Annotated in this window: 11 protein-coding genes; 7 read left to right on the forward strand and 4 right to left on the reverse strand. The window is 76.8% G+C overall.

The features are described 5' to 3' along the window. The first annotated feature begins 98 nt into the window (after positions 1–98). From infB to CP974_RS22785, 6 genes are all read left to right on the forward strand, one after another. On the forward strand, positions 99–3,164 hold the full coding sequence (gene infB / locus CP974_RS22755; RefSeq protein WP_150485848.1) for a translation initiation factor IF-2: 3,066 nt from the start codon (positions 99–101) through the stop codon (positions 3,162–3,164). Positions 3,165–3,323: 159 nt separating this feature from the next. Then, the gene (locus CP974_RS22760) at positions 3,324–3,620 is read left to right on the forward strand and encodes a DUF503 domain-containing protein (RefSeq protein WP_031133347.1); all 297 of its coding nucleotides are present in this window, start codon (positions 3,324–3,326) and stop codon (positions 3,618–3,620) included. Between the two features lie 27 nt (positions 3,621–3,647). Continuing rightward, on the forward strand, positions 3,648–4,112 hold the full coding sequence (rbfA, locus tag CP974_RS22765) for a 30S ribosome-binding factor RbfA (protein WP_031133349.1): 465 nt from the start codon (positions 3,648–3,650) through the stop codon (positions 4,110–4,112). Then, positions 4,112–5,041 carry a tRNA pseudouridine(55) synthase TruB gene (gene truB, locus CP974_RS22770; protein ID WP_031133351.1) on the forward strand — a complete coding sequence of 310 codons (930 nt, stop codon included), beginning with the start codon at positions 4,112–4,114 and terminating at the stop codon, positions 5,039–5,041. Before rbfA ends, truB begins: the two co-directional genes overlap by 1 nt. A gap of 605 nt (positions 5,042–5,646) precedes the next feature. Then, on the forward strand, positions 5,647–10,821 hold the full coding sequence (locus CP974_RS22780; protein WP_140160885.1) for a hypothetical protein: 5,175 nt from the start codon (positions 5,647–5,649) through the stop codon (positions 10,819–10,821). Between the two features lie 125 nt (positions 10,822–10,946). Further along, the gene (locus tag CP974_RS22785) at positions 10,947–11,900 is read left to right on the forward strand and encodes a bifunctional riboflavin kinase/FAD synthetase (RefSeq protein ID WP_031133353.1); all 954 of its coding nucleotides are present in this window, start codon (positions 10,947–10,949) and stop codon (positions 11,898–11,900) included. 260 nt (positions 11,901–12,160) lie between these two features. Here the strand turns inward: CP974_RS22785 and CP974_RS22790 are convergent, their stop codons facing one another. From CP974_RS22790 to eccE, 4 genes are all read right to left on the reverse strand, one after another. Then, positions 12,161–15,595 (reverse strand): SCO5717 family growth-regulating ATPase, encoded by a 3,435-nt coding sequence (locus CP974_RS22790; RefSeq protein ID WP_150485849.1) that lies wholly within the window; start codon positions 15,593–15,595, stop codon positions 12,161–12,163. A gap of 468 nt (positions 15,596–16,063) precedes the next feature. After that, positions 16,064–16,297, reverse strand: coding sequence for a DUF397 domain-containing protein (locus CP974_RS22795; RefSeq protein WP_031129746.1), 234 nt, complete (start codon positions 16,295–16,297; stop codon positions 16,064–16,066). Positions 16,298–16,546: 249 nt separating this feature from the next. Next, positions 16,547–17,266: a hypothetical protein gene (locus CP974_RS22800; RefSeq protein ID WP_031129744.1), complete on the reverse strand. Its 720-nt coding sequence runs from the start codon at positions 17,264–17,266 to the stop codon at positions 16,547–16,549. Then, positions 17,263–18,621, reverse strand: coding sequence for a type VII secretion protein EccE (eccE, locus tag CP974_RS22805; protein ID WP_174887773.1), 1,359 nt, complete (start codon positions 18,619–18,621; stop codon positions 17,263–17,265). The genes CP974_RS22800 and eccE overlap by 4 nt, the downstream gene beginning before the upstream one ends. A 183-nt stretch (positions 18,622–18,804) precedes the next feature. Here eccE and eccB point away from each other — a divergent pair, with 183 nt between their 5' ends. Next, a complete protein-coding gene (gene eccB, locus CP974_RS22810) occupies positions 18,805–20,337 on the forward strand; it encodes a type VII secretion protein EccB (RefSeq protein ID WP_031129741.1) in 1,533 nt (510 codons plus the stop codon). The last annotated feature ends 9 nt before the right edge of the window (positions 20,338–20,346 follow it).

Raw genomic sequence — 20,346 nt, forward strand, 5'->3', positions numbered from 1 at the left:
AGTAGGTCGAGATTGCGATGAGCACTCGATGAGTACGCGATGAGTACGCCCATGAAGTAGCGACGGTCCGGCGGTACACCGGACCTCAAAGGAGCGAAGTGGCTAAGGTCCGGGTATACGAACTCGCCAAGGAGTTCGGTGTGGAGAGCAAGGTCGTCATGGCCAAGCTCCAGGAACTCGGTGAATTCGTCCGTTCGGCGTCTTCGACGATCGAGGCGCCGGTTGTCCGCAAGTTGACCGACGCTTTGCAGGGACCCGGCTCCGCCGGCAAGTCCGCTGCCAAGCCCGGCGCGCCCCGCAAGGCAGCGCCCGCAGCCCCCGCCGCCAGGCGCGAGGGCTCCCCCGTCCCCGCCAAGCCCGCCGCGCCCACCCCGGCGCAGGCAGGCGGCACCCCCCGCGCGGCGGCCCCGAAGCCGGGTGCGCCCGCGCCGAGGCCCGCCGCCGCGGAGAAGCCCGCGGCGCCGGCCCCCGGCCCGCGCCCCACCCCGGGTCCGAAGCCCGCCCCGGCCAAGCCGGCCCCGGCGGCCCCGGCCCCGACCCGGCCCGAGTTCACCGCGCCGCCGTCGGCTCCCGCCGCCGGTCCCCGGTCCGGTGCCACCCCCGGCCCCCGCCCCGCCGCGCGTCCCCAGACGCCCGGCGGCCAGCAGGGCGGCGGACGCCAGGGCGCCCCGCGCCCCGGCCAGCAGGCCCCCCGTCCGGGTGGCGCCCGCCCCGCCGGTCCGCGTCCGGGCAACAACCCCTTCACCTCCGGCGGCTCCACCGGCATGGCGCGCCCGCAGGCGCCCCGTCCCGGCGGCGCCCCGCGTCCCGGCGCGCCGGGCGCTCCCGGCGGTCCGCGTCCGCAGGCTCCCGGTCAGGCCGGCGGCCCGCGTCCGCAGGCGGGTCCCGGCGGCCCGCGTCCCACGCCCGGCTCCATGCCGCGTCCCCAGGCCCCGCGCCCGGGTGGCGGCCCCGCCGGCAACCGCCCGAACCCGGGCATGATGCCGCAGCGTCCCGCTGCCGGTCCGCGCCCCGGCCCCGGCGGCCGCGGTCCCGCGACCGGCGGGCGTCCCGGCGGCCCCGGCGGCCGTCCGGGCGGCGGCGGCTTCGCCGGCCGTCCCGGCGGTGGCGGCGGCTTCGCCGGCCGTCCCGGTGGCGGCGGTGGCGGCGCCGGCCGTCCCGGTGCTCCGGGTGGCGGCGGCTTCGGCGGCCGTCCCGGCTTCGGTGGCCGTCCCGGCGGCCCCGGTGGCCGCGGTGGCACGCAGGGCGCGTTCGGCCGTCCGGGCGGTCCCGCCCGTCGCGGCCGCAAGTCGAAGCGTCAGAGGCGCCAGGAGTACGAGGCCATGCAGGCCCCGTCCGTGGGCGGCGTGATGCTGCCTCGCGGCAACGGCGAGACCGTTCGCCTGTCGCGCGGTGCGTCCCTCACCGACTTCGCGGAGAAGATCAACGCCAACCCGGCGTCGCTCGTCGCGGTCATGATGAACCTCGGCGAGATGGTCACGGCCACGCAGTCCGTCTCCGACGAGACGCTGCAGCTCCTCGGCGACGAGATGAACTACACCGTTCAGATCGTCTCCCCCGAGGAGGAGGACCGCGAGCTGCTCGAGTCCTTCGACCTCGAATGGGGCGAGAACGAGGGCGGCGAGGAGTACCTCGCCCCGCGTCCGCCGGTCGTCACGGTCATGGGTCACGTCGACCACGGCAAGACCCGCCTGCTCGACGCGATCCGCAAGACCAACGTCGTCGCGGGCGAGGCGGGTGGCATCACCCAGCACATCGGCGCCTACCAGGTGGCGACCGAGGTCAACGACGAAGAGCGCCGCATCACCTTCATCGACACCCCGGGTCACGAGGCGTTCACCGCCATGCGTGCCCGCGGTGCCAAGTCCACCGACATCGCGATCCTCGTGGTGGCGGCGAACGACGGTGTGATGCCCCAGACGATCGAGGCGCTGAACCACGCCAAGGCGGCCGACGTGCCGATCGTGGTCGCGGTCAACAAGATCGACGTCGAGGGCGCGGACCCGGTCAAGGTGCGCGGCCAGCTCACCGAGTACGGCCTGGTCGCCGAGGAGTACGGCGGCGACACGATGTTCGTCGACATCTCCGCCAAGCAGGGTCTGCACATCGACTCCCTGCTCGAGGCCGTCATCCTCACGGCGGACGCCTCGCTCGACCTGCGGGCCAACCCGGAGCAGGACGCGCAGGGCATCGCGATCGAGTCGCACCTCGACCGCGGCCGCGGCGCCGTCGCGACCGTCCTGGTCCAGCGCGGCACGCTGCGGGTCGGCGACACGATGGTGGTCGGCGACGCGTACGGCCGTGTCCGGGCGATGCTCGACGACAAGGGCAACAACGTCGAGGAAGCGGGTCCGTCGACCCCCGTCCTGGTCCTGGGCCTCACCAACGTCCCGGGCGCCGGCGACAACTTCCTCGTCGTCGACGAGGACCGCACGGCCCGCCAGATCGCCGAGAAGCGCGCGGCGCGCGAGCGCAACGCGGCCTTCGCCAAGCGCGTCCGCCGGGTGTCCCTCGAGGACCTCGACAAGGTGCTCAAGGCCGGTCAGATCCAGGAACTCAACCTCATCATCAAGGGCGACGCGTCCGGTTCGGTGGAGGCCCTCGAGTCCTCGCTGCTCCAGCTCGACGTCGGCGAAGAGGTGGACATCCGGGTCCTGCACCGCGGTGTGGGTGCGGTCACCGAGTCCGACATCGACCTGGCGATGGGCTCCGACGCCATCGTCATCGGCTTCAACGTCCGCGCGGCCGGCCGTGCCGCGCAGATGGCGGAGCGCGAGGGCGTCGACGTCCGGTACTACTCGGTGATCTACCAGGCCATCGAGGAGATCGAGGCGGCCCTCAAGGGCATGCTCAAGCCGGAGTACGAGGAGGTCGAGCTCGGCACCGCGGAGATCCGCGAGGTCTTCCGCTCGTCCAAGCTGGGCAACATCGCCGGTGTCCTCATCCGGTCCGGCGTGGTCAAGCGCAACACCAAGGCGCGCCTCCTGCGCGACGGCAAGGTCGTCGCGGAGAGCCTCAACATCGAGGGTCTGCGCCGCTTCAAGGACGACGTCACCGAGATCCGCGAAGGCTTCGAGGGCGGTATCAACCTCGGCAACTTCAACGACATCAAGGTCGACGACGTCATCGCGACGTACGAGATGCGCGAGAAGCCGCGCGGCTGACCCAGCCGGAGCGACTTCAGGGAGCGGAAGCCGGGGCCGGTCGGCGGAAGGAAATTTCCGTCGATCGGCCCCGGCCGCTGCGTGTACGGTTCGGATGTCCCCGCCGCCAGTGACGGCGGGGCCACCCGAACCCGAACCGGCGGGACATCCGGACCATTCATGTATGTGGGGACGCTGTCCTTCGATCTGCTCCTCGGCGACGTACGGTCGCTCAAGGAGAAGCGCTCCGTCGTCCGGCCGATCGTCGCCGAACTCCAGCGGAAATTCGCGGTGAGTGTGGCGGAGACCGGCAACCAGAACCTCCATCGCAGGGCCGAGATCGGCGTCGCGATGGTCTCCGGGGACGTCGGGCACCTCACCGGGGTACTGGACCGGTGTGAACGCCTCGTCGCCGCCCGGCCCGAGGTGGAGCTGCTGTCCGTACGGCGGCGCCTGCACACCGACGATGAAGAGTGAAAGCAAGACGGAAGAGGAGACGGACCGGTGGCCGACAACGCGCGGGCCCGCAAGCTGGCCGATCGCATCCAGGTCGTGGTCGCGGAGACCCTGGACCGGCGAATCAAGGATCCGCGGCTGGGGTTCGTGACCATCACGGACGCCCGCGTCACCGGCGACCTGCGGGAGGCCACGGTCTTCTACACGGTCTACGGTGACGAGGAGGAGCGCGCGGCGTCCGCCGCCGCGCTGGAGTCCGCCAAGGGCATCCTGCGCTCCGAGGTCGGCAAGCAGACCGGCGTCCGCTTCACGCCGACGCTGACGTTCGTCCCGGACGCCCTGCCCGACAACGCACGCACCATCGAGGACCTCCTCGACAAGGCGCGCGCCAAGGACGCCGAGGTACGCCAGGTGTCCACCGGCAAGACCTACGCGGGCGAAGCGGACCCGTACCGCAAGCCCGGCGACGAGGACGACGCCGAGGCGGACGACGAGGACGGCGCCGGCGCCTGATGAGCAGCACAGCGAACACGCCCCTCCCGGCCGGTGCCGGGAGGGGCCCCCGCGACGGCCTCGTCATCGTCGACAAGCCGGCCGGGTTCACCTCCCACGACGTCGTCGCCAAGATGCGCGGCATCGCCCGCACCCGCCGCGTCGGCCACGCCGGCACGCTCGACCCCATGGCCACGGGCGTCCTCGTCCTCGGCGTGGAGAAGGCCACCAAGCTCCTCGGCCACCTCGCGCTGACGGAGAAGGAGTACCTGGGCACCATCCGCCTCGGCCAGAACACCGTCACCGACGACGCGGAGGGCGAGATCACCTCGTCCACCGACGCGTCCCGCGTCACCCGCGAGGGCGTCGACGCGGCCGTCGCCAAGCTCACCGGCGACATCATGCAGGTCCCGTCGAAGGTCAGCGCCATCAAGATCGACGGGAAGCGGTCCTACGCGCGGGTGCGCGGCGGTGAGGACTTCGACATCCCGGCCCGCCCGGTCACCGTCTCCCAGTTCACCGTGTACGACATGCGCGACGCCGTCGCCGAGGACGGCACCCCCGTCGTCGACCTGGTCGTCTCCGTCGTCTGCTCGTCCGGCACGTACATCCGCGCCCTCGCCCGCGACGTCGGCGCCGACCTGGGCGTCGGCGGCCACCTGACCGCCCTGCGCCGCACCCGCGTCGGCCCCTACAAGCTCGACGCGGCCCGCACCCTGGACCAGCTCCAGGAGCAGCTCACCGTCATGCCCATCGCGGAGGCCGCCGCTGCCGCCTTCCCCCGCTGGGACGTGGACGAGCGGCGAGCGAAGCTGCTGCTCAACGGCGTACGGATCGACATGCCCGCCTACGGGGAGGGCCCCGTCGCCGTCTTCGGCCCCGAGGGCCGCTTCCTGGCCCTCGTCGAGGAGCGCGGGGGCCGGGCCAAGAGCGTCGCCGTCTTCGGCTGACGCGGTCGGGCCCGGCCATGGGGCGGATGGCGGGTGACCGTCGTCCGTGGCCGACGGGGCTGCTCGTCCGTGGGCGATGGGCGCCGGGCGCCAGGCGTCGGGCGCCGGGCGTCGGCGGGAGTCGGACGCCGGGCGTCGGTGGGCGATGAGCGCCGGGCCTCTGTCGGTGACGGAGGCCACGCCGCGCCGAACGGGGCGCTGGGGGCGGCACCGCCCGGCTTGTGCCCGGCTGCCTGTCCGGCCCCTTCCGGCCGGGGACCGGCTGCCTGTCCGGCCCCTTCCGGCCGGGGACCGGCTGTCCGCCCTGCTGCGACCGGCTGATCGCCCGGCCTGCGGCCGGTCGCGGGCGGGGCGGGTACGCGGCGTGCCGATCCGCCGGGCCGCGAGGGCCCGGGGGACGGGAGGGCGGGCGTGCCGGCCGGTCGATCGTGGAGCGGGCCGGTCGCCCGGACCCGCTCCACGATTCCCCTCCGCTTTGTCTCTCTCCGCACAAGAATGCCTATTCACCCGCTTGGACGGGCGCTCGGAGTGAAGGCGGGCTCATTGGGGGGCGCGTGGCCCGGCCGGGTTTCCCGGTCCGATCAGCCCGGACCTAACGTCGACCCATGGGACGACAGGACCGGGCGACGCTGGTGAGCATCTGCGACCAGGCCGGCCGGACACGCGGCACCGGCTTCGTCGCCGACCACCTCGGCACGGTCGTGACCACCCACGAGACCATCGCCGGGCTCGGCCGCATCGTGCTGCGCGCCCCCGACGGCAGTGGGTGCGCGGTCACCTCCGACGCGGTCACCGCACTGCCCGCCGACGCCCTGGCCCTCATCCGAGCCGAGGGCCTCGCCGTGCGCCCCCTGGCCATCGCCACCCGCCCCGCCCCGGACGGGGCGTACGTGCGCGTCCACGCCCTCGGCTGGCGCGAGGCCCGCGTCCTGGCCACCGTCCCCGCCTCGTACGCCGACGGGCGCACCGCCCACCCCGTCGGCGACGTCCTGGCACTGGCCATCGGCACCGAGGGCCGCGAAGCGCTCCAGGGCGGCGACGCCGCGGGCAGCCCCGTCCTCGACGCGGCCACGGGCACGGTCCTGGCCGTCCTCGCCCCGGCCCTGCGCACCGGCCACCCCACCGCGGCGCCGGCCCTGCCCCTCGCGACCGCCGCCGCCCGCGCCCCCGGCGGCCCCCTGGCGCGGCTGCTTGGCCGCAACGCCGCCACCGTCCCCTCCTACGGCCCCGACCTCAACCTCGCGGGCGCCCTCCGACTCGCCGGGCTCACCCATCCGGCGCCCCCCGCCGTGCGCCCCGTCCCGCGCCACCACCTCGACCACCACCTCGCCCTCTTCACGGCGGGCGGCCCCGGCGCCGACCCCCGCCCGCCGGCCGCCCGCCCGGCGGTGTGCGCGCTCGTGGGCGAACCCGGCACGGGACGCACCACCCTGCTGGCCGAGACGGCCCGCCGCCACGGCACGGGCGGCGCCCCCGCCGTGTGGCTGCGCGGTGCGGATCTGCGGGACGGCGACCTCTCCCTCGCGGACGCGGTGGGCCGGGTCCTGGGCCGGGCGGGCAGGGCCGTCGCCGCGGCCGACGGCGACTGGAGCGCCTACCCGGCCGCCCACCCCGCCGCCCTGCGCGACCTGGCCCGGCGGGTCGCCCGGCTCGGCGCCGACGCCGGCCGCCCCCTGCTCGTCCTGCTGGACGGCCCCGAGGAGACGCCGCCCGCGCTCGCCGCCCGGCAGCCCGACTGGACCGCCGACACGCTGCGCTGGCTGCGGCGGCACGGCGCGCGCCTCGCCCTCGCCTGCGGGCCCGCCCACTGGGAGACGGCGGGGCCCCTGTACCCGGCGGGCAGCCTGTACGGGTACGACCCAGCCCCGCACGCCGCCGCACCGGCCGGTGCCGCCTTACCGGTCGGGGACCTGACCCGCGAGGAGGCCGAGCAGGCGCGTGCCCGGTACGGCCTGCCCGCCGGGGCGCTCGCCGCGCCGGACGCCCGGCATCCGCTGGCGCTGCGGCTCCTCGCCGACCTGCGGGCGGCGCTGCCCGGCGCGGTACCCGAGCGCGCCGCGCGGGACGACCTGTTCGCCGCGCACCTGAACCTGCTGTGCCTGCGGGCCGCCCGGCGCGTCGCCGCCGGGTGCCGTCCGGCGCCGGTGGAGGCGGAGCTGAGGGGCCTCGCCGCACGGGTCGCGGGCCGGGTCCACGAGGCGGCGCGGCGCTGCCTGGGGCCGGGCCACGGCGAACTGGACCGGGGGGCGTTCGAGGAGCTGTTCCCGTGGGGCACCGGCTGGGCGTCCGCGGTACTCGCCGAAGGGCTGCTGGTTCCCGCGGGTGCGGGGTACCGGTTCGCGGACGAGGAGTTCGGGGAGTGGCTGCAGGCCGCCCACCTCGACCTGGACGCAGCCCTTGAGGCGTTGGTGCTGGCCCGCCGCGAGGACGCCTCGCCACCGGACCGGCTGCCGTGCGGCGGAGCGGTGAGGGGTGGGTGGCCTGATGGGGCCGGGGTGGCTCGTGGTGGGGTGGGTGCGGGCGGAGCGGTTCCAGGTGGGGCGGCTTCGGCGGGTGGGGCCGGTCCTCGCGGGGCGGCTCACCGTGCGGTGCCGGTGGGCGGAGCCGGTCCCGAGGGTGCGCCCCGCGGGGGCGCCGCGCCGGTGAGTGGGGCGCTCCTCGGCGCGGCGGCCTTCGACGGGGCGGTGTTCGACGGGACGGCTCTTGACGGGTCCGTTCCGGGCGGGGCGCTGGTGGGCGGTGCTGCCCTGGCCGGTGCGGTCCTGGACGGATCGCCCGTCAGGACGGCGCCGTTCGGTGGCGGGGCGTCCGGGGCGGTGCCCGGTGGTGGCGGGGCGTTCCTCGGGGCGGTGCCCGGCGGTGCGGTGGCCGGCGGTGCGGTGGCCGGCGGTGCGGTGGCCGGCGGTGGCGGGGCGCGGGCGGTGGACGGCGGTGGGGGCCGTGCGGTGGCCGGGCGGCCGCCGACGGCGGGGTACGGGCCGGTGCCTGGCGGCTGCGCCGATGGGCGGCGGCCGGGGGAGCGGCCGGTTCCGGGACCGGTCGAGGCGGGTGGGCCCCGTCCGGCTCGGTGGGGCGGGCCCGCGGCGGAGCGCGCTCCCTCGGCCTGGCGGGCGCTGGAGGCGGGGCGGGCCCCTGCGGGCGCCCTCCCCGCGAGCGGTGCGCACACGAGTGCCTCGGGTGCGGGGAGGGCGTCCGGCGTGCCGGGGCGCGGCCTGTCGGGGCACGCCGTCTCGGGGCGCACCGTGCCGGGGCGTGCGGTGCCGGACTTCGCCGTGCCGGACTTCGCCGTGCCGGGGCGCGGAGGCTCCGGTGCCGCCGGGCCGGGCCCCGACGCGGCGGACCTCGCCGTGCCGGACCTCGCCGTGCCGGACCTCCACGGGGCCGGGCTCGGCGGTGGTGACGCGGGTGCGCCGGAGCGGTACACGGATGCGGTGGACGCCCGGCCCGTCGAGACGACCCTCCGGCTCGACCCCCTGCCCGGCGCCTCCACCGCGGAGGGGGCGCGCGAGGACACCGCGCGGTACGCCGCTGCGCCCCCGTCCGGCCGTCCACGGTCCGGGGCGCCCGAGACCGGAGAGCGGGCGGTGCTGCGGGGCCACGTGTTCCCCGCGGGGTCCGCCCCGGTGTCGCGGGGGCCCGCGCCGCAGGGGCCCGCCGCCTCGCCGGGAGCGGGCGCGCCTGTGGCGTACGGGGGCGCGTCCGTGTCTGCCGGGGCCGCCGACCGGCCGGGTGGCCAGGTGACCGACCCGTCCTCCGGCGGCCCGTGGCCCGGCGACCTGTGTCCCGGCGGCCTCGAACCGGTCGGCCGGCCGGTATGGCCGGGCCACACGCCGACGCCCCCGCCCGTGCCGGGGCCCGCCCCCTGCGCGTGCGCGGCGCCCGGCGGCTACGCCCCCGCGGGTCCGGGCGGGTACGCGACGGCACCGGAAAGCGGCGGGGCGCCGTGCCTGTGCGCCGCGCCAGGCAGCACGGCCGGGTGCGCGAGCGGCTGCGCCGCGCCCTGCCGGGACGGGGCGCCCTGCCGGGACGGGGCGCCCTGCCGGGACGGGGCGAACGGCTTCGGGGACCGGGCCGGCGGGGTACCGCCGCATCGCGCGGGCGTGGTCGTACGGGCCCTGCTCATGCTGGAGCGCCGGTACGGCGCCGCTGCCGCCGCCGCACGGCTCGAACGGCTCGCCCGCCATGCCGGCGGCCCCGCCGACGCCGACCGGTGGGCGCGGCGGCTGCTGCGCGGCGCGCTCCTGGGCGCGGCCGACGCCCGGCCGTACGCCGCGGCCCTGCGGACGCTGGCCGCCCGCCTCGCCACCCGGCCCGCCGCCGGCGACCCCGACACGTACGGACCGGACTTCTGGGAGCGGCTGCGGCTCCGCGAGGACGAGCGCCTCGACCTGCTGCGCCGCGTCCTGCCCGCCGACCGCCCCCGCCCCGGCCGGCCCGGCGGCCCGCGCCGCTCCGGCTACCTGGCGGCCGTCGCCCGGCACCTGGCCGCCGACCCGCGCGGCGTGCAGCCGCTGCTGTGCCGGTGGTTCACCGACGAGCGGCCCCTCCCCGCGGAACCCGGCTCCCACGTGCGGCCCACCGTCGCCGGGGTCGCCCAGGCGCTGCTCCACACCCACCGGGACCTCGCCGTCGACGACCTGTGCGAGGCCCTCGTCGCCACCGCCCACCCCCGTGCCGACGAACTGCTCGCCGGCCTGGTCCACGACGACCCCGCCGCCCTGTGCCGCGCCGTCGACCGCTGGGCGCACGACGACGCGCGCCCCGCCCGGCGCGTCGCAGCCGCCGCCTACGGTCCGCTCCTCGCCGCGCACGTCACCGCCGACGCCGACCGCGAGGTGCTCCGCTACGCCGCCCTCGCCCTGCTCGCCCGCCCCGGCGACCGCTCCCTGCACGGCGCCGCCCTCGGCGTCCTCGTCCGCGACCCGCACAGCCGCGCCCGCCACCTGCCCCAGGCCCTCGCCGCCTTCCGGGCCGGTGAGCCGCGGCCCCCGGCCCGCGCCCTCGCCGCCGCGCTCACCACCCACCCCGGCCCCGTCCTCGACGCCTTCCGGGACGGGCTGCGCGACGGCGACCCCGCCACGGCTGCCGACGTCCTCGACGCCCTGGCGGAGGTGCGCGCCCCGGCGCAGGCCCGCCGCGCCACCGCCCTCGTGAGCGAGTACGTCGACCGCCATCCGGAGGGCGCCGCCCTCGCCGCCGCCCACGTGGACCGGCGCCTGGAGCAGGGCCCGGCCGTCAGGACCGCCCTGTTCCCGCTCGTCACCGACCTGCTGCGGGGCCGCCCCGCCGAGGTGCGGGCCGCGCTCGCCCCCGTACTCGGGGCGCCCGGCACGCCCGTGTCGCGTGACACGCGCGCCGAACTCCTCGACGTCCTCCTGCGCCTGGAGCGCGACGAGGCGCCGCACCCGGCCGTGCCGGAGGCGCTGCTGCGGGCGGCCGCCCACGGAGCGGCGGACCGCCCGGAGGGCCGGACCCGTGCGCTCGTCCTGCGGGCCGGGGCGCTGCTGGCCCGCACACCGGGCGGGACGGCGGCCCTCGACCGGTGCCTCGCCGACCTGGGCGCCGAGGTGCCCGCCTTCGCCGGGCTGCTGCGCGCGTGGGCCGCGGCGCGGCAGGCCGGACCCGCCGGGGCCCTCACCGGGGGAGATGCCGGGCGGTTCGCCGGGGACGGTACGGAGGGCGGCGGTACCGGGTCCGGTGCTGCGGAGGGCCGGGCCGGTGACGACGCCGGGTGCGGCGCGGGCGCGGCTGCGCGCGCGGGGGACCGAGGGGACCGGTGAGCGTGGCCGACCGGGCACCGGCCGCTATGCCGATGCGGGGCGAACCAGACCGGCATGGCACCCTTAGACCTGCGTATCGGTCATGACGTACTGACGTACACGGGTTCGGGCGAGGAGCGGTCACAGTGCAGCGCTGGCGAGGCTTGGAGGAGATTCCCCAGGACTGGGGGCGCAGCGTCGTCACCATCGGTTCGTACGACGGCGTCCACCGGGGGCACCAGCTGATCATCGGCCGGGCCGTGGAGCGCGCCCGCGAGCTGGGCGTGCCGGCCGTCGTCGTCACCTTCGACCCGCACCCCTCCGAGGTCGTCCGCCCCGGCAGCCACCCCCCGCTGCTCGCCCCGCACCACCGGCGCGCCGAGCTGATGGGCGAGCTGGGCGTCGACGCGGTGCTGGTCCTGCCGTTCACGGCCGGCTTCTCACAGCTCTCGCCCGCCGACTTCATCGTGAAGGTCCTCGTCGACAAGCTCCGCGCGCGCGTGGTCGTGGAGGGCCCGAACTTCCGCTTCGGCCACCGCGCGGCCGGGAACGTCGACTACCTGGCCGAGCTGGGCACCACGTACGACTACGAGGTCGAGGTCGTCGACCTGTACGTGACCGGCGAGGCGGGCGGCGGGCAGCCGTTCTCCTCGACGCTCACCCGGCGGCTGGTCGCCGAGGGCGACGTCGAGGGCGCCGCCGAGATCCTGGGCCGCCCCCACCGTGTCGAGGGCGTCGTCGTGCGCGGCGCGCAGCGCGGCCGGGAGCTGGGCTACCCCACGGCGAACGTCGAGACCCTGCCGCACACGGCCATCCCGGCGGACGGCGTCTACGCCGGGTGGCTGACGGCCGACGGCGAGCGGATGCCGGCCGCGATCTCCGTCGGCACGAACCCGCAGTTCGACGGGACGGAGCGGACCGTCGAGGCGTACGCCATCGACCGCGTCGGGCTGGACCTGTACGGGCTGCACGTGGCGGTCGACTTCCTCGCGTACGTGCGGGGGCAGCGGAAGTTCGACTCGATCGAGGCGCTGCTGGAGGCCATGGCCGACGACGTGAAGCGGTGCCGCGCCCTGACCGCGGAGTACGACGGGCGGTAGGCCCGCGGGGCCCGTCGAGCGGCCCGCGGGAGGCGGAGGGCCCGCACCGGTCCGGAGGGATGCGGTGCGGGCCCTTTCCGCGTCCGGGGGCGAGCGTCACCGGTCACCGGTCGCCGGTCGCCGTCGGGCGGCGGCCGGGCGGCGTGCGGCCGGGGCCCGGGGCGTGGGTTGGGCGGGCGTGGCTTGGGAGGGCGCGGGTGGCGTGGCGGCGCGGCGGGTCGGCCCCCGCTGATGGGGGGCTTCCGCCGCGCCGCGCCGCCCTACTGCTGGGGCGGGGCCTGGGGAGCCTGCTGCGGCTGCTGGGGCCAGGCCGGTGCCGCCGCGGGCGCGCTGGGGTCGGTGCCCTGGGCGGGGCCGGAACCGGGGTGCTGCTGAGGGGCGCCCTGGTGGGGTGCCTGCGGCGCTCCCGGCTGCGGGGGCTGCCCCGCCCAGCCCTGCGGGGGAACGCCCGGCTGGCCGTAGGCGCCGGGGGCCTGCGGGGGCTGTCCGTACGGCTGGCCCGGCTGCCCCGGCGCGGCCTGTCCCGGTACGGGGGGCTGAGCCCCGTACGGGGGCTGCCCGCCGTACGGCCCGCCGGGCGCCGGCTGGCCCTGCCCCGGATACGGCTGGCCGGGTGCGGGCTGTCCCGGTGCGGGCTGGCCGCCCGGCATCGGCTGACCCGGCATCGGCTGACCCGGCATCGGCTGACCGGGCATCGGCTGACCGGGTGCCGGCTGGCCCTGCGCGGGCTGGCCCGGCAGCGGCGGGGCCATCTGCGGGGGCATGGCCCCGTGCCCGTCGCCCGTCCACAGCCCCTGCGCCTGCTGCGCCCGCGTGAAGTCCTCGGCGACCATCGCGGCGAGGTTGAAGTACGCCTCCCGCGTCTTGGGCCGCATCATGTCGAGGTCCACCTCGGCGCCCGCCGCGAGGTGCTCGTCGAACGGCACCACCACGACGCCCCGGCACCGCGTCTCGAAGTGCTGGACGATGTCCTCCACCTTGATCATCTTGCCGGTCTCGCGCACTCCGGAGATGACCGTGATGGAGCGCTGCACCAGATCGGCGTACCCGTGCGCGGACAGCCAGTCCAGCGTCGTCGAGGCGCTGGAGGCCCCGTCGACGGAGGGCGTGGAAATGATGATCAGCTGGTCGGCGAGGTCCAGCACACCGCGCATGGCGCTGTACAGCAGACCCGTGCCCGAGTCGGTGAGGATCACCGGGTACTGACGGCCCAGCACGTCGATGGCCCGCCGGTAGTCGGCGTCGTTGAACGTGGTCGAGACGGCCGGGTCCACGTCGTTGGCGATGATCTCCAGACCGGAGGGGGCCTGCGAGGTGAACCGGCGGATGTCCATGTACGAGTTGAGGTACGGGATCGCCTGCACCAGGTCGCGGATGGTCGCCCCGGTCTCGCGGCGCACACGGCGGCCGAGCGTGCCGGCGTCCGGGTTCGCGTCGATGGCCAGGATCTTGTCCTGCCGCTCGCTCGCGAGGGTGGCGCCGAGCGCGGTCGTCGTCGTGGTCTTGCCGACACCGCCCTTGAGGGAGATGACGGCGATCCGGTAGCAGGACAGGACGGGCGTGCGGATGAGCTGGAGCTTGCGCTGGCGCTCCGCCTCCTCCTTCTTGCCGCCGAGCTTGAAGCGCGAGGCGGCGGCCGGGTTGCGGCTGCTCTTGGGCTTCTGCCTGGTGTTGCGCAGCAGCCGGTCGGAGGACAGCTCCACGGCCGCCGTGTACCCGAGCGGGGCGCCCGGCACGGAGGGCTGGCGCTGGTCGTGCGTCACGGCGGAGGGCCAGCCGGCGCCGGTACGGGGGTCGGCGGGCGCCGCCTGCGCTCCCTGCGGGTGCGCCTGCCCGTACTGGGGAGCCGGGGCCGGGGCCGGGGCCGGGGCCGGGGGCTGGGCGTGCGGGTGCGGGCCGTGCTGGTGGGCCGGGGGCTGCTGGTCCTGGGGCCCACCCGGGTGCGGGAAGCCGTAGCCGCCCTGAGGGGTGGGCTGGGGCCGGCCCGGGGCAGCCGGGTGGGCCGGGGCGGCGGGGTGCGGGGGCTGGCCGGGGTGGGCCTGCCCGCCGGGAGCGCCGTAGGGGGCCTGCGCGGGCGGGTGCTGGCCGGGGGCCGGGGCGTACGGTGCCTGACCGTGCCCGTACGGCGTCTGCGGGTCCGGGGCCTGCGGGAGGGCGTGGCCGCCCTGGGTGTCGGGTGCCGGAGGCTGGGCGTGCGGGTGCGGGAAGCCGTAGCCGCCTTGTGGCGGGGGCGTGTGGGCGTTCTGGTCCGGGGCCTGCGGGAGGGTGTGGCCGCCCTGGGTGTCGGGTGCCGGAGGCTGGGCGTGCGGGTGCGGGAAGCCGTAGCCGCCTTGTGGCGGGGGCGTGTGGGCGTTCTGGTCCGGGGCCTGCGGGAGGGTGTGGCCGCCCTGGGCGTTGGGCGCCGGAGGCTGGGCCTGAGGGTGCGGGAAGCCGTAGCCCGCGGGCTGCGCTCCGGGTACGGGGGCGGCGCCCGGCCACGCGGGCGCGGGCGCGGCCGACGGGTCGGTGGGGGGCGCGGCGCCCGGCCACTGCTGCGCCGTGGCCGGCGCGGCGGGCTGGAACTCGGGCGGGAGCGGCGGCAGCCCGGGTACCGGACCGCTGTCCTGCGCCTCCTGCGGGCCCCACGGCTGGGCCCCGGCCCCGCCTGGCACGGTCGGGGCGCCCGCCGCCTCCTCCGGCGCGGGCTGCCCACCGGAGGGCTCGGCGTGGCCGGCACCGCCGTCCGCGGCGTGGACCCCCTGAAGGCCCTGGCCGTCCTGGCCGTCCAGGCCTTCCCGGTCGTCCTGACCGTCCCGCAGGCCCCGGCCCTCCGGACTCTCCTGACCCTCCGCGACTTCGCCGCCCCGGTCGTCCGCCCCTGCGGGGGCTTCCCCGACAGGCCCTTCCCCGAGGGAGCCCTCCGCCGGGCCGGGAGCGTCGGGGGACGGCGCCTCGATCCGGGAGTCAGGGCCGTCGACCCCGTCGGAGCGCTCGCCGTCGCCGGAGAGCGTGCCCGTGCCGCCCTCCTCGCCCTGCGCCCCGGCCCCGGAGGCGTCGTACGCTCCGGCCGCGGGCGCGGGACGCGCCTCGGCGGAGGCCGCCGCCTCGGCCTCGGCGCGCCTGGCGATCTCCTCCATCTCCTGCTTCAGCGCGGCGGGGGAGAAGCGCATCGTGGCCCCGCTCTCCACGTCACCCCCGCCGAACGGCGCGGTGGCGGGAGCGCCGGGCTGAGCCGCGGCGGGCGGCGCGTACGCAGAGGGCTCCGCCCCCGCGTACGGCGCTCCCGCGGGAGCCCCCGGCACCTCGCCGGGCGCCCCGCCGGGCGCCCCGCCGGGCGCCCCGCCCGGTTCCCCGGCCGCGGCACCCTGCGGCACGGCCTCCGGCGGCGCCATGGGTACGGCGGGCGGTCCGGCAGGCGGCGCAGGAGGTGCAGCGGGCGCGGCGGACACGGGGGCGGGCGGCGCGGCGTGTGGCTGGAACCCGCCGCCCTGCGGAAGCCCGGGCACGGGGAGCGGCTGCCCGGTCGGCGGCGGGGGAGGCGGCGTCGCACCCGGCGCCGCCGGGGCGTCCCCGCCCCCGGCGTTCTGCGTGTACCAGGCGGGCGGGGTGTAGTCGATGGTGAACTCCCCCGTCATCTCGGCGGCGTCCATGTCGGACGGATCGTCGACGGGAGGAGCGTTCCATCCCCGGTGGATCTCGTCCCGATCGCCGTTCACTTTGCCTCCTGGTGTGGTCGAGCACCCTTGTGCCGTCATGGGTGTGGGCGACCGTTCCTGTCGTCCGTGGCCCGGCTCTCCCCGCGGGCACCGCATGCCCGCGCGGGTCATGGCCGGCCCATCCCACCCTAATCGCCGACGGCGCCCGAGCGTCAGGCCCGTCCACCCGTGGAGGCTCATCAGGAGCGCCCGTCACGGCGTCCCGTGACGTACCGGAAGCCGTGCGTGATCACGTGCGCCGCGGAGACGACCGGCGCGGGACGCGCTGACGCCAGGTCACCGGCGCGTACGCGTGCCGCCCCACCGGCGATCCGGTCCGGCAGGCACGCCGCGCGACCGACGGCACAGGCGACCGCCACGAAGCGACGGCGAACCGACCCACCCGGAGAACGCCACAGCGGACCAGGCCGCCCGGACACCTCCGGGCCGCGCGGTCCGCCGCCACCCGCGGGGCAGGACGCCGACGGGTCACTTCAGGTCGAACTCCCCGTCGCGGGCGCCCAGCACGAACGCCCGCCACTCCGCCTCCGTGTAGCGCAGGACCGTCTCCGGGTCCAGCGACGACCGCATGGCGACTGCGCCGCCGGGCAAGTAGGCGATCTCGACGCGTTCCTCGTCGGGGCTGGTGCCGGGAGCCCCGTGCCACTCCACCCCGGAGATGTCGAGGGCGTACAACTCGTCCTTCTCCTGTGCGCTGCCCATCGCTCGAGTCCTTTCGGTAACGGCTGGGACGAACGGCCCGTCGGGCCCCGCCCGGTCTGCTGAGGCGATCCGAGGCTGTCCGCGGTGATCCGAGGTGATCCACGCGGACCTGGAACGGGTCTGGGGCGTCGACGAGACGGCGACCGCGCATACGGCCGGTCACGTTCCGGCATCCTAGGTGCGGAACGCCCGGCGGCACCGGCCACTTGACAGAAGGCCCGAGACCCGCACCGCCGTCGCGGCGGATGCTCAGTCCATCCGCCGGGCCGTGCCCAGCAGGCCCGTCTCCGCGTCCGTGCCGCTCGTCATCACCCAGTGCCGCTCCCGCCCCGCGCACCACAGCGTCACGCCGTCCGCGAGGGTCGGCAGCGCCTCGTACTCGGCCCGCGACAGCCCCAGGATGCGCCCGATCCGCTCGGCCTCCTGCGGGGACACCCGCTGGACGCCCACCAGCGTCGCCGCGCGCATCAGACGGGGCGCCACCGGGCTCAGATAGGGCAGCAGCGTCAGCACCGACTGCCAGGGAGACGACACGACCCGGCCGCGCGGCGGCCGCATGCCGCAGTCGCGGACGACCACGACCGGACTGCCCACGGTGGCGCCCATCGGCGGTACCCGGCCCACGTCGTGCAGCGTGACGCACTCCAGGCCCGCACCCGCCGCGTGGGCCAGCGCCGTCCACGCCTGGGCGCGTCCCGTCTCCACCGCGACCCGCGCGCCCGTGCCCGCCGCGCGCAGCGCCAGCACCTGCGCCGTCCACAACCCGCCGATGAGCAGCACGTCGTACGGGGCGGAGCGGTGGAAGCCCACGATCCGCGGATTGCCCTCCGCGTCGTCCCCGATGACCACGCCGTCGTCGCCGACGGGCAGGGACAGCGCGCCCATGCCCTCCACGGCCACGCTGTGGCCCGCGTGGCGGGGGCCGAACAGCCCGCGCGGTGCCCGAGCGGACCGAGTCCTGAGCCTCACTGCGTCCCTCCCAGCGGGAGCGTCGCCAGCACGCCGGGCAACTGCTCCCGGTCGAGCCGCACCAGGCCGACCTTGGCCGACCGGGCGGCCTGCTCCAACGCTCTTCGCACTCCGATGAGTTCGGTGTCCGATCCGCCGGTGATGCGCACGTACCCGGCCACGTCGACGGCGCCCTGCCGCGAGCCCCGGCGCATGGCGAGGCTGAATGTCGTCGCGTACGCGGGCGTCGCCGTCAGCAGCGACACCAGCTTCGCCAGCGGCGACCCCTCGCCGCCCGCCAGCGCGGGCCAGCGGCCCACCGCGTACGTGGTGTGCCACCGGTCGTCGCACCGCCACACCCGCGCGGTCTCCACCGTGCGGCGCTGCGGCGTGGCGTCCGGGCGGTGCGCGCGGGCCGCCAGCCGGGGGCTCGCGCACGCCGCGGTCGCCATGGTGGAGTTCAGCTCCTCCTGGTCCAGTACGACCGCCTCGAACCCGGCGCCCGTGATCCTGCTCGCCACGTGGTCCGCCGCCCGCACCAGGCACCGCTGGGCGCCCTCGACACCGCCGCCGCGCGCCTCGATGGCCTCCCGGCAGCGCTCCGGGTCCAGCTTCAGCGCCACCCACGTCATCCGCAGCGCCGGCGCCCCGGTCCGCTCCTGGAGCGGCGCGTACGACAGCCGGGCCACCGCCTGCTGCGGCAGGTGCGGCGCCGGAGCGGACCGCACCTGCTGTACGAGCTGCACCGACTCCAGGACGATGTCGTCCACCTCCAGCGCCCCGCCCAGGAGCGACAGGGGAAGCGACCGCGCGCCGAACGCGGGGCGCGGTGCCGCGCCGCCCGCCTCCACCCGCACGACCGCCGTCAGGAACGTGCCGTCGCCGAGCATGCCGACCGTGCGGCGCTTGCGGTCCACGTACGGGAAGGGCCGGAACCCCGGCAGCCCCTCGGCGATCGGGGCCAGGGACGGGTCGACGTCCACCGCCGCGGGAGCGGCGGCCCGGCGGCGCCCGCGCAGCGCCAGCGCCGTCGACGACCAGTCCGGCACGGCCTGGCCGCGGCGGCGCACCACCGCGAGCAGCAGCAGGACCACGGCGACGGTCAGCGTGGGGACCAGCCACAGCCCGCGCAGGGCGAGACCGACGGCCGCCAGTGCCAGGGCCAGCTCGACCAGGACCAGCTGGCGGAGCTGGAAGGGGCCCACGCGGCCGACCCGCGACAGCGGGCGCGGTACGGGGGCGGCAGGGGCCCCGGACCTCGGAACGGGGGCGGAGCGGTGCCCTCCGGCCCGGCGGCCGTTGCCGCGCTGCCCGCGGGAACGGGCGGGGCGTCCCTCGCCGGACCGCCTCGTGCGCGCGCGCGTCGCCGTACCCATCGCCGCGTTGCCCCCTCGTGTCCGTAAAAGCCGAATTCACACGGCCGTTGACCGGGCGATCACCCTACCTGAGCAGAGCCGCCCGGCTTCCAGCAGGCATAGTAGGGGGGCGGTTACGACGGCCGGCGCCCCTTGGCGACCAGGGGGACGCAGCGGCCCAGCGGGGAGAGGGACACCGGATACATGGCATCGCGTCGGGACGAACTCAACGCCTACACCTTCGCGAAGCGGAGACTCGTCGCCCAGTTCGTCCAGCCCAACTCCACCGGCTCCGAGGAGAGCGCGCCGCGCCCGCTGCGCGCGGTCCTGCCCGGCGTCATCGTCGGCGTCGTGGTGCTCGCCGTGTTCGGCGCGTGGGGGATGTTCCGCCCCGTCGCCCCGAAGGACTGGGACAGCCCCGGCGAGAACGTCATCATCGCCAGCAAGTCGACGACCCGCTACGTCGTCCTGAAGACCGGCAAGACGAAGCAGCTCCACCCCGTCCTCAACATGGCCTCCGCGAAGCTGCTCCTCAACCCCGACAAGGGGACCGTCATCAAGGTCGACGAATCCGTCCTCGACAACGGGAAGATCCGGCACGGCGCCACCCTCGGCATCCCCTACGCCCCCGACCGGCTCCCCGACGCGAAGGAGGCGGGCGCGGCCAAGCGCTGGGCCGTGTGCGAGCGGCCCGTCGAGGGCGGGCGCGCCATCCAGAAGGCGGCGTTCGTCTTCGCCGACCGGGAGAAGAACAGGACCGAGGGCTCGGGCCGACTCGACGGCGGGGACCTCCTGTACGTCGAGGGACCCGCCCCGGAGCGCACCCGCTACATCGTGGACCGGGCCGGCACCGCGTACCCGGTGAAGAAGGACGAACTGCTCCTCCGCCAGCTCGTCGGCCAGGGCCGCACCCCGCAGCGCGTCTCCGCCGGGTGGCTGGAGACCCTCCACAAGGGCGACGAGATCGACTTCCCCTCCGTCGAGGGGCGACCCGGCGACGAGGCGAACGTCCCCGGTGAGCTGGCCGACGACGTGAACAAGGTCGGCATGGTCCTCACCGCCCCCGACGGAACGAGGATGCAGAGTTACGTCGTCCTGCCCGGCCGGGTGGCGCCCGTCTCCGACTTCACCGCGAAGCTGCTGCTCAGCAGCCGCGAACTGATCGACCTCGGACAGGACGGCAAGGCCACCCCCGTCCACGCCGGCACCTTCCGGCCGAGCGAGGCCTTCGGCGCCGACCTGAAGTGGCCGAAGGACGCCCCGAAGCCCGTCAACTCCGCCGGCACCGGCGAGGGCAGCCCCAACACCGTCTGCAACGTGCTGCGCGAGGTCGACCAGGACAGCGGCTCCACCACCCTCAGCACCTGGGTCGGCGACGACTTCCCCGCGCCTCTGCCGACAGGGTCCAGCAGCGCGTACGTCACGCCCGGCACCGGCCTGCTGTTCCGCCAGTTCACCGGGTCCCGCACGGACGCCGGCTTCCAGTTCCTGGTGACCGACACCGGCCTGCGGTACGCGATGCAGTCCAACGGCGACAACGCGGCCGACGACTCCGGCATCGGCACCTCCGGCTCGGCCGAGGAGCGCAAGGCCCGGCTCCTGGAGGCGCAGCAGGCCCAGAACCGGCTCGGTTACAAGGACGTCGACCCGCAGCCCGTTCCGGCGGCCTGGTCCGCCTTCCTGCCGACCGGTCCGCGCCTGTCGACGGCGGCGGCCAGGCAGCCGCAGGGCTCGTGAGGCAGGAGG

The organism is Streptomyces fradiae ATCC 10745 = DSM 40063, from assembly GCF_008704425.1.
Lineage (GTDB): Bacteria > Actinomycetota > Actinomycetes > Streptomycetales > Streptomycetaceae > Streptomyces > Streptomyces fradiae.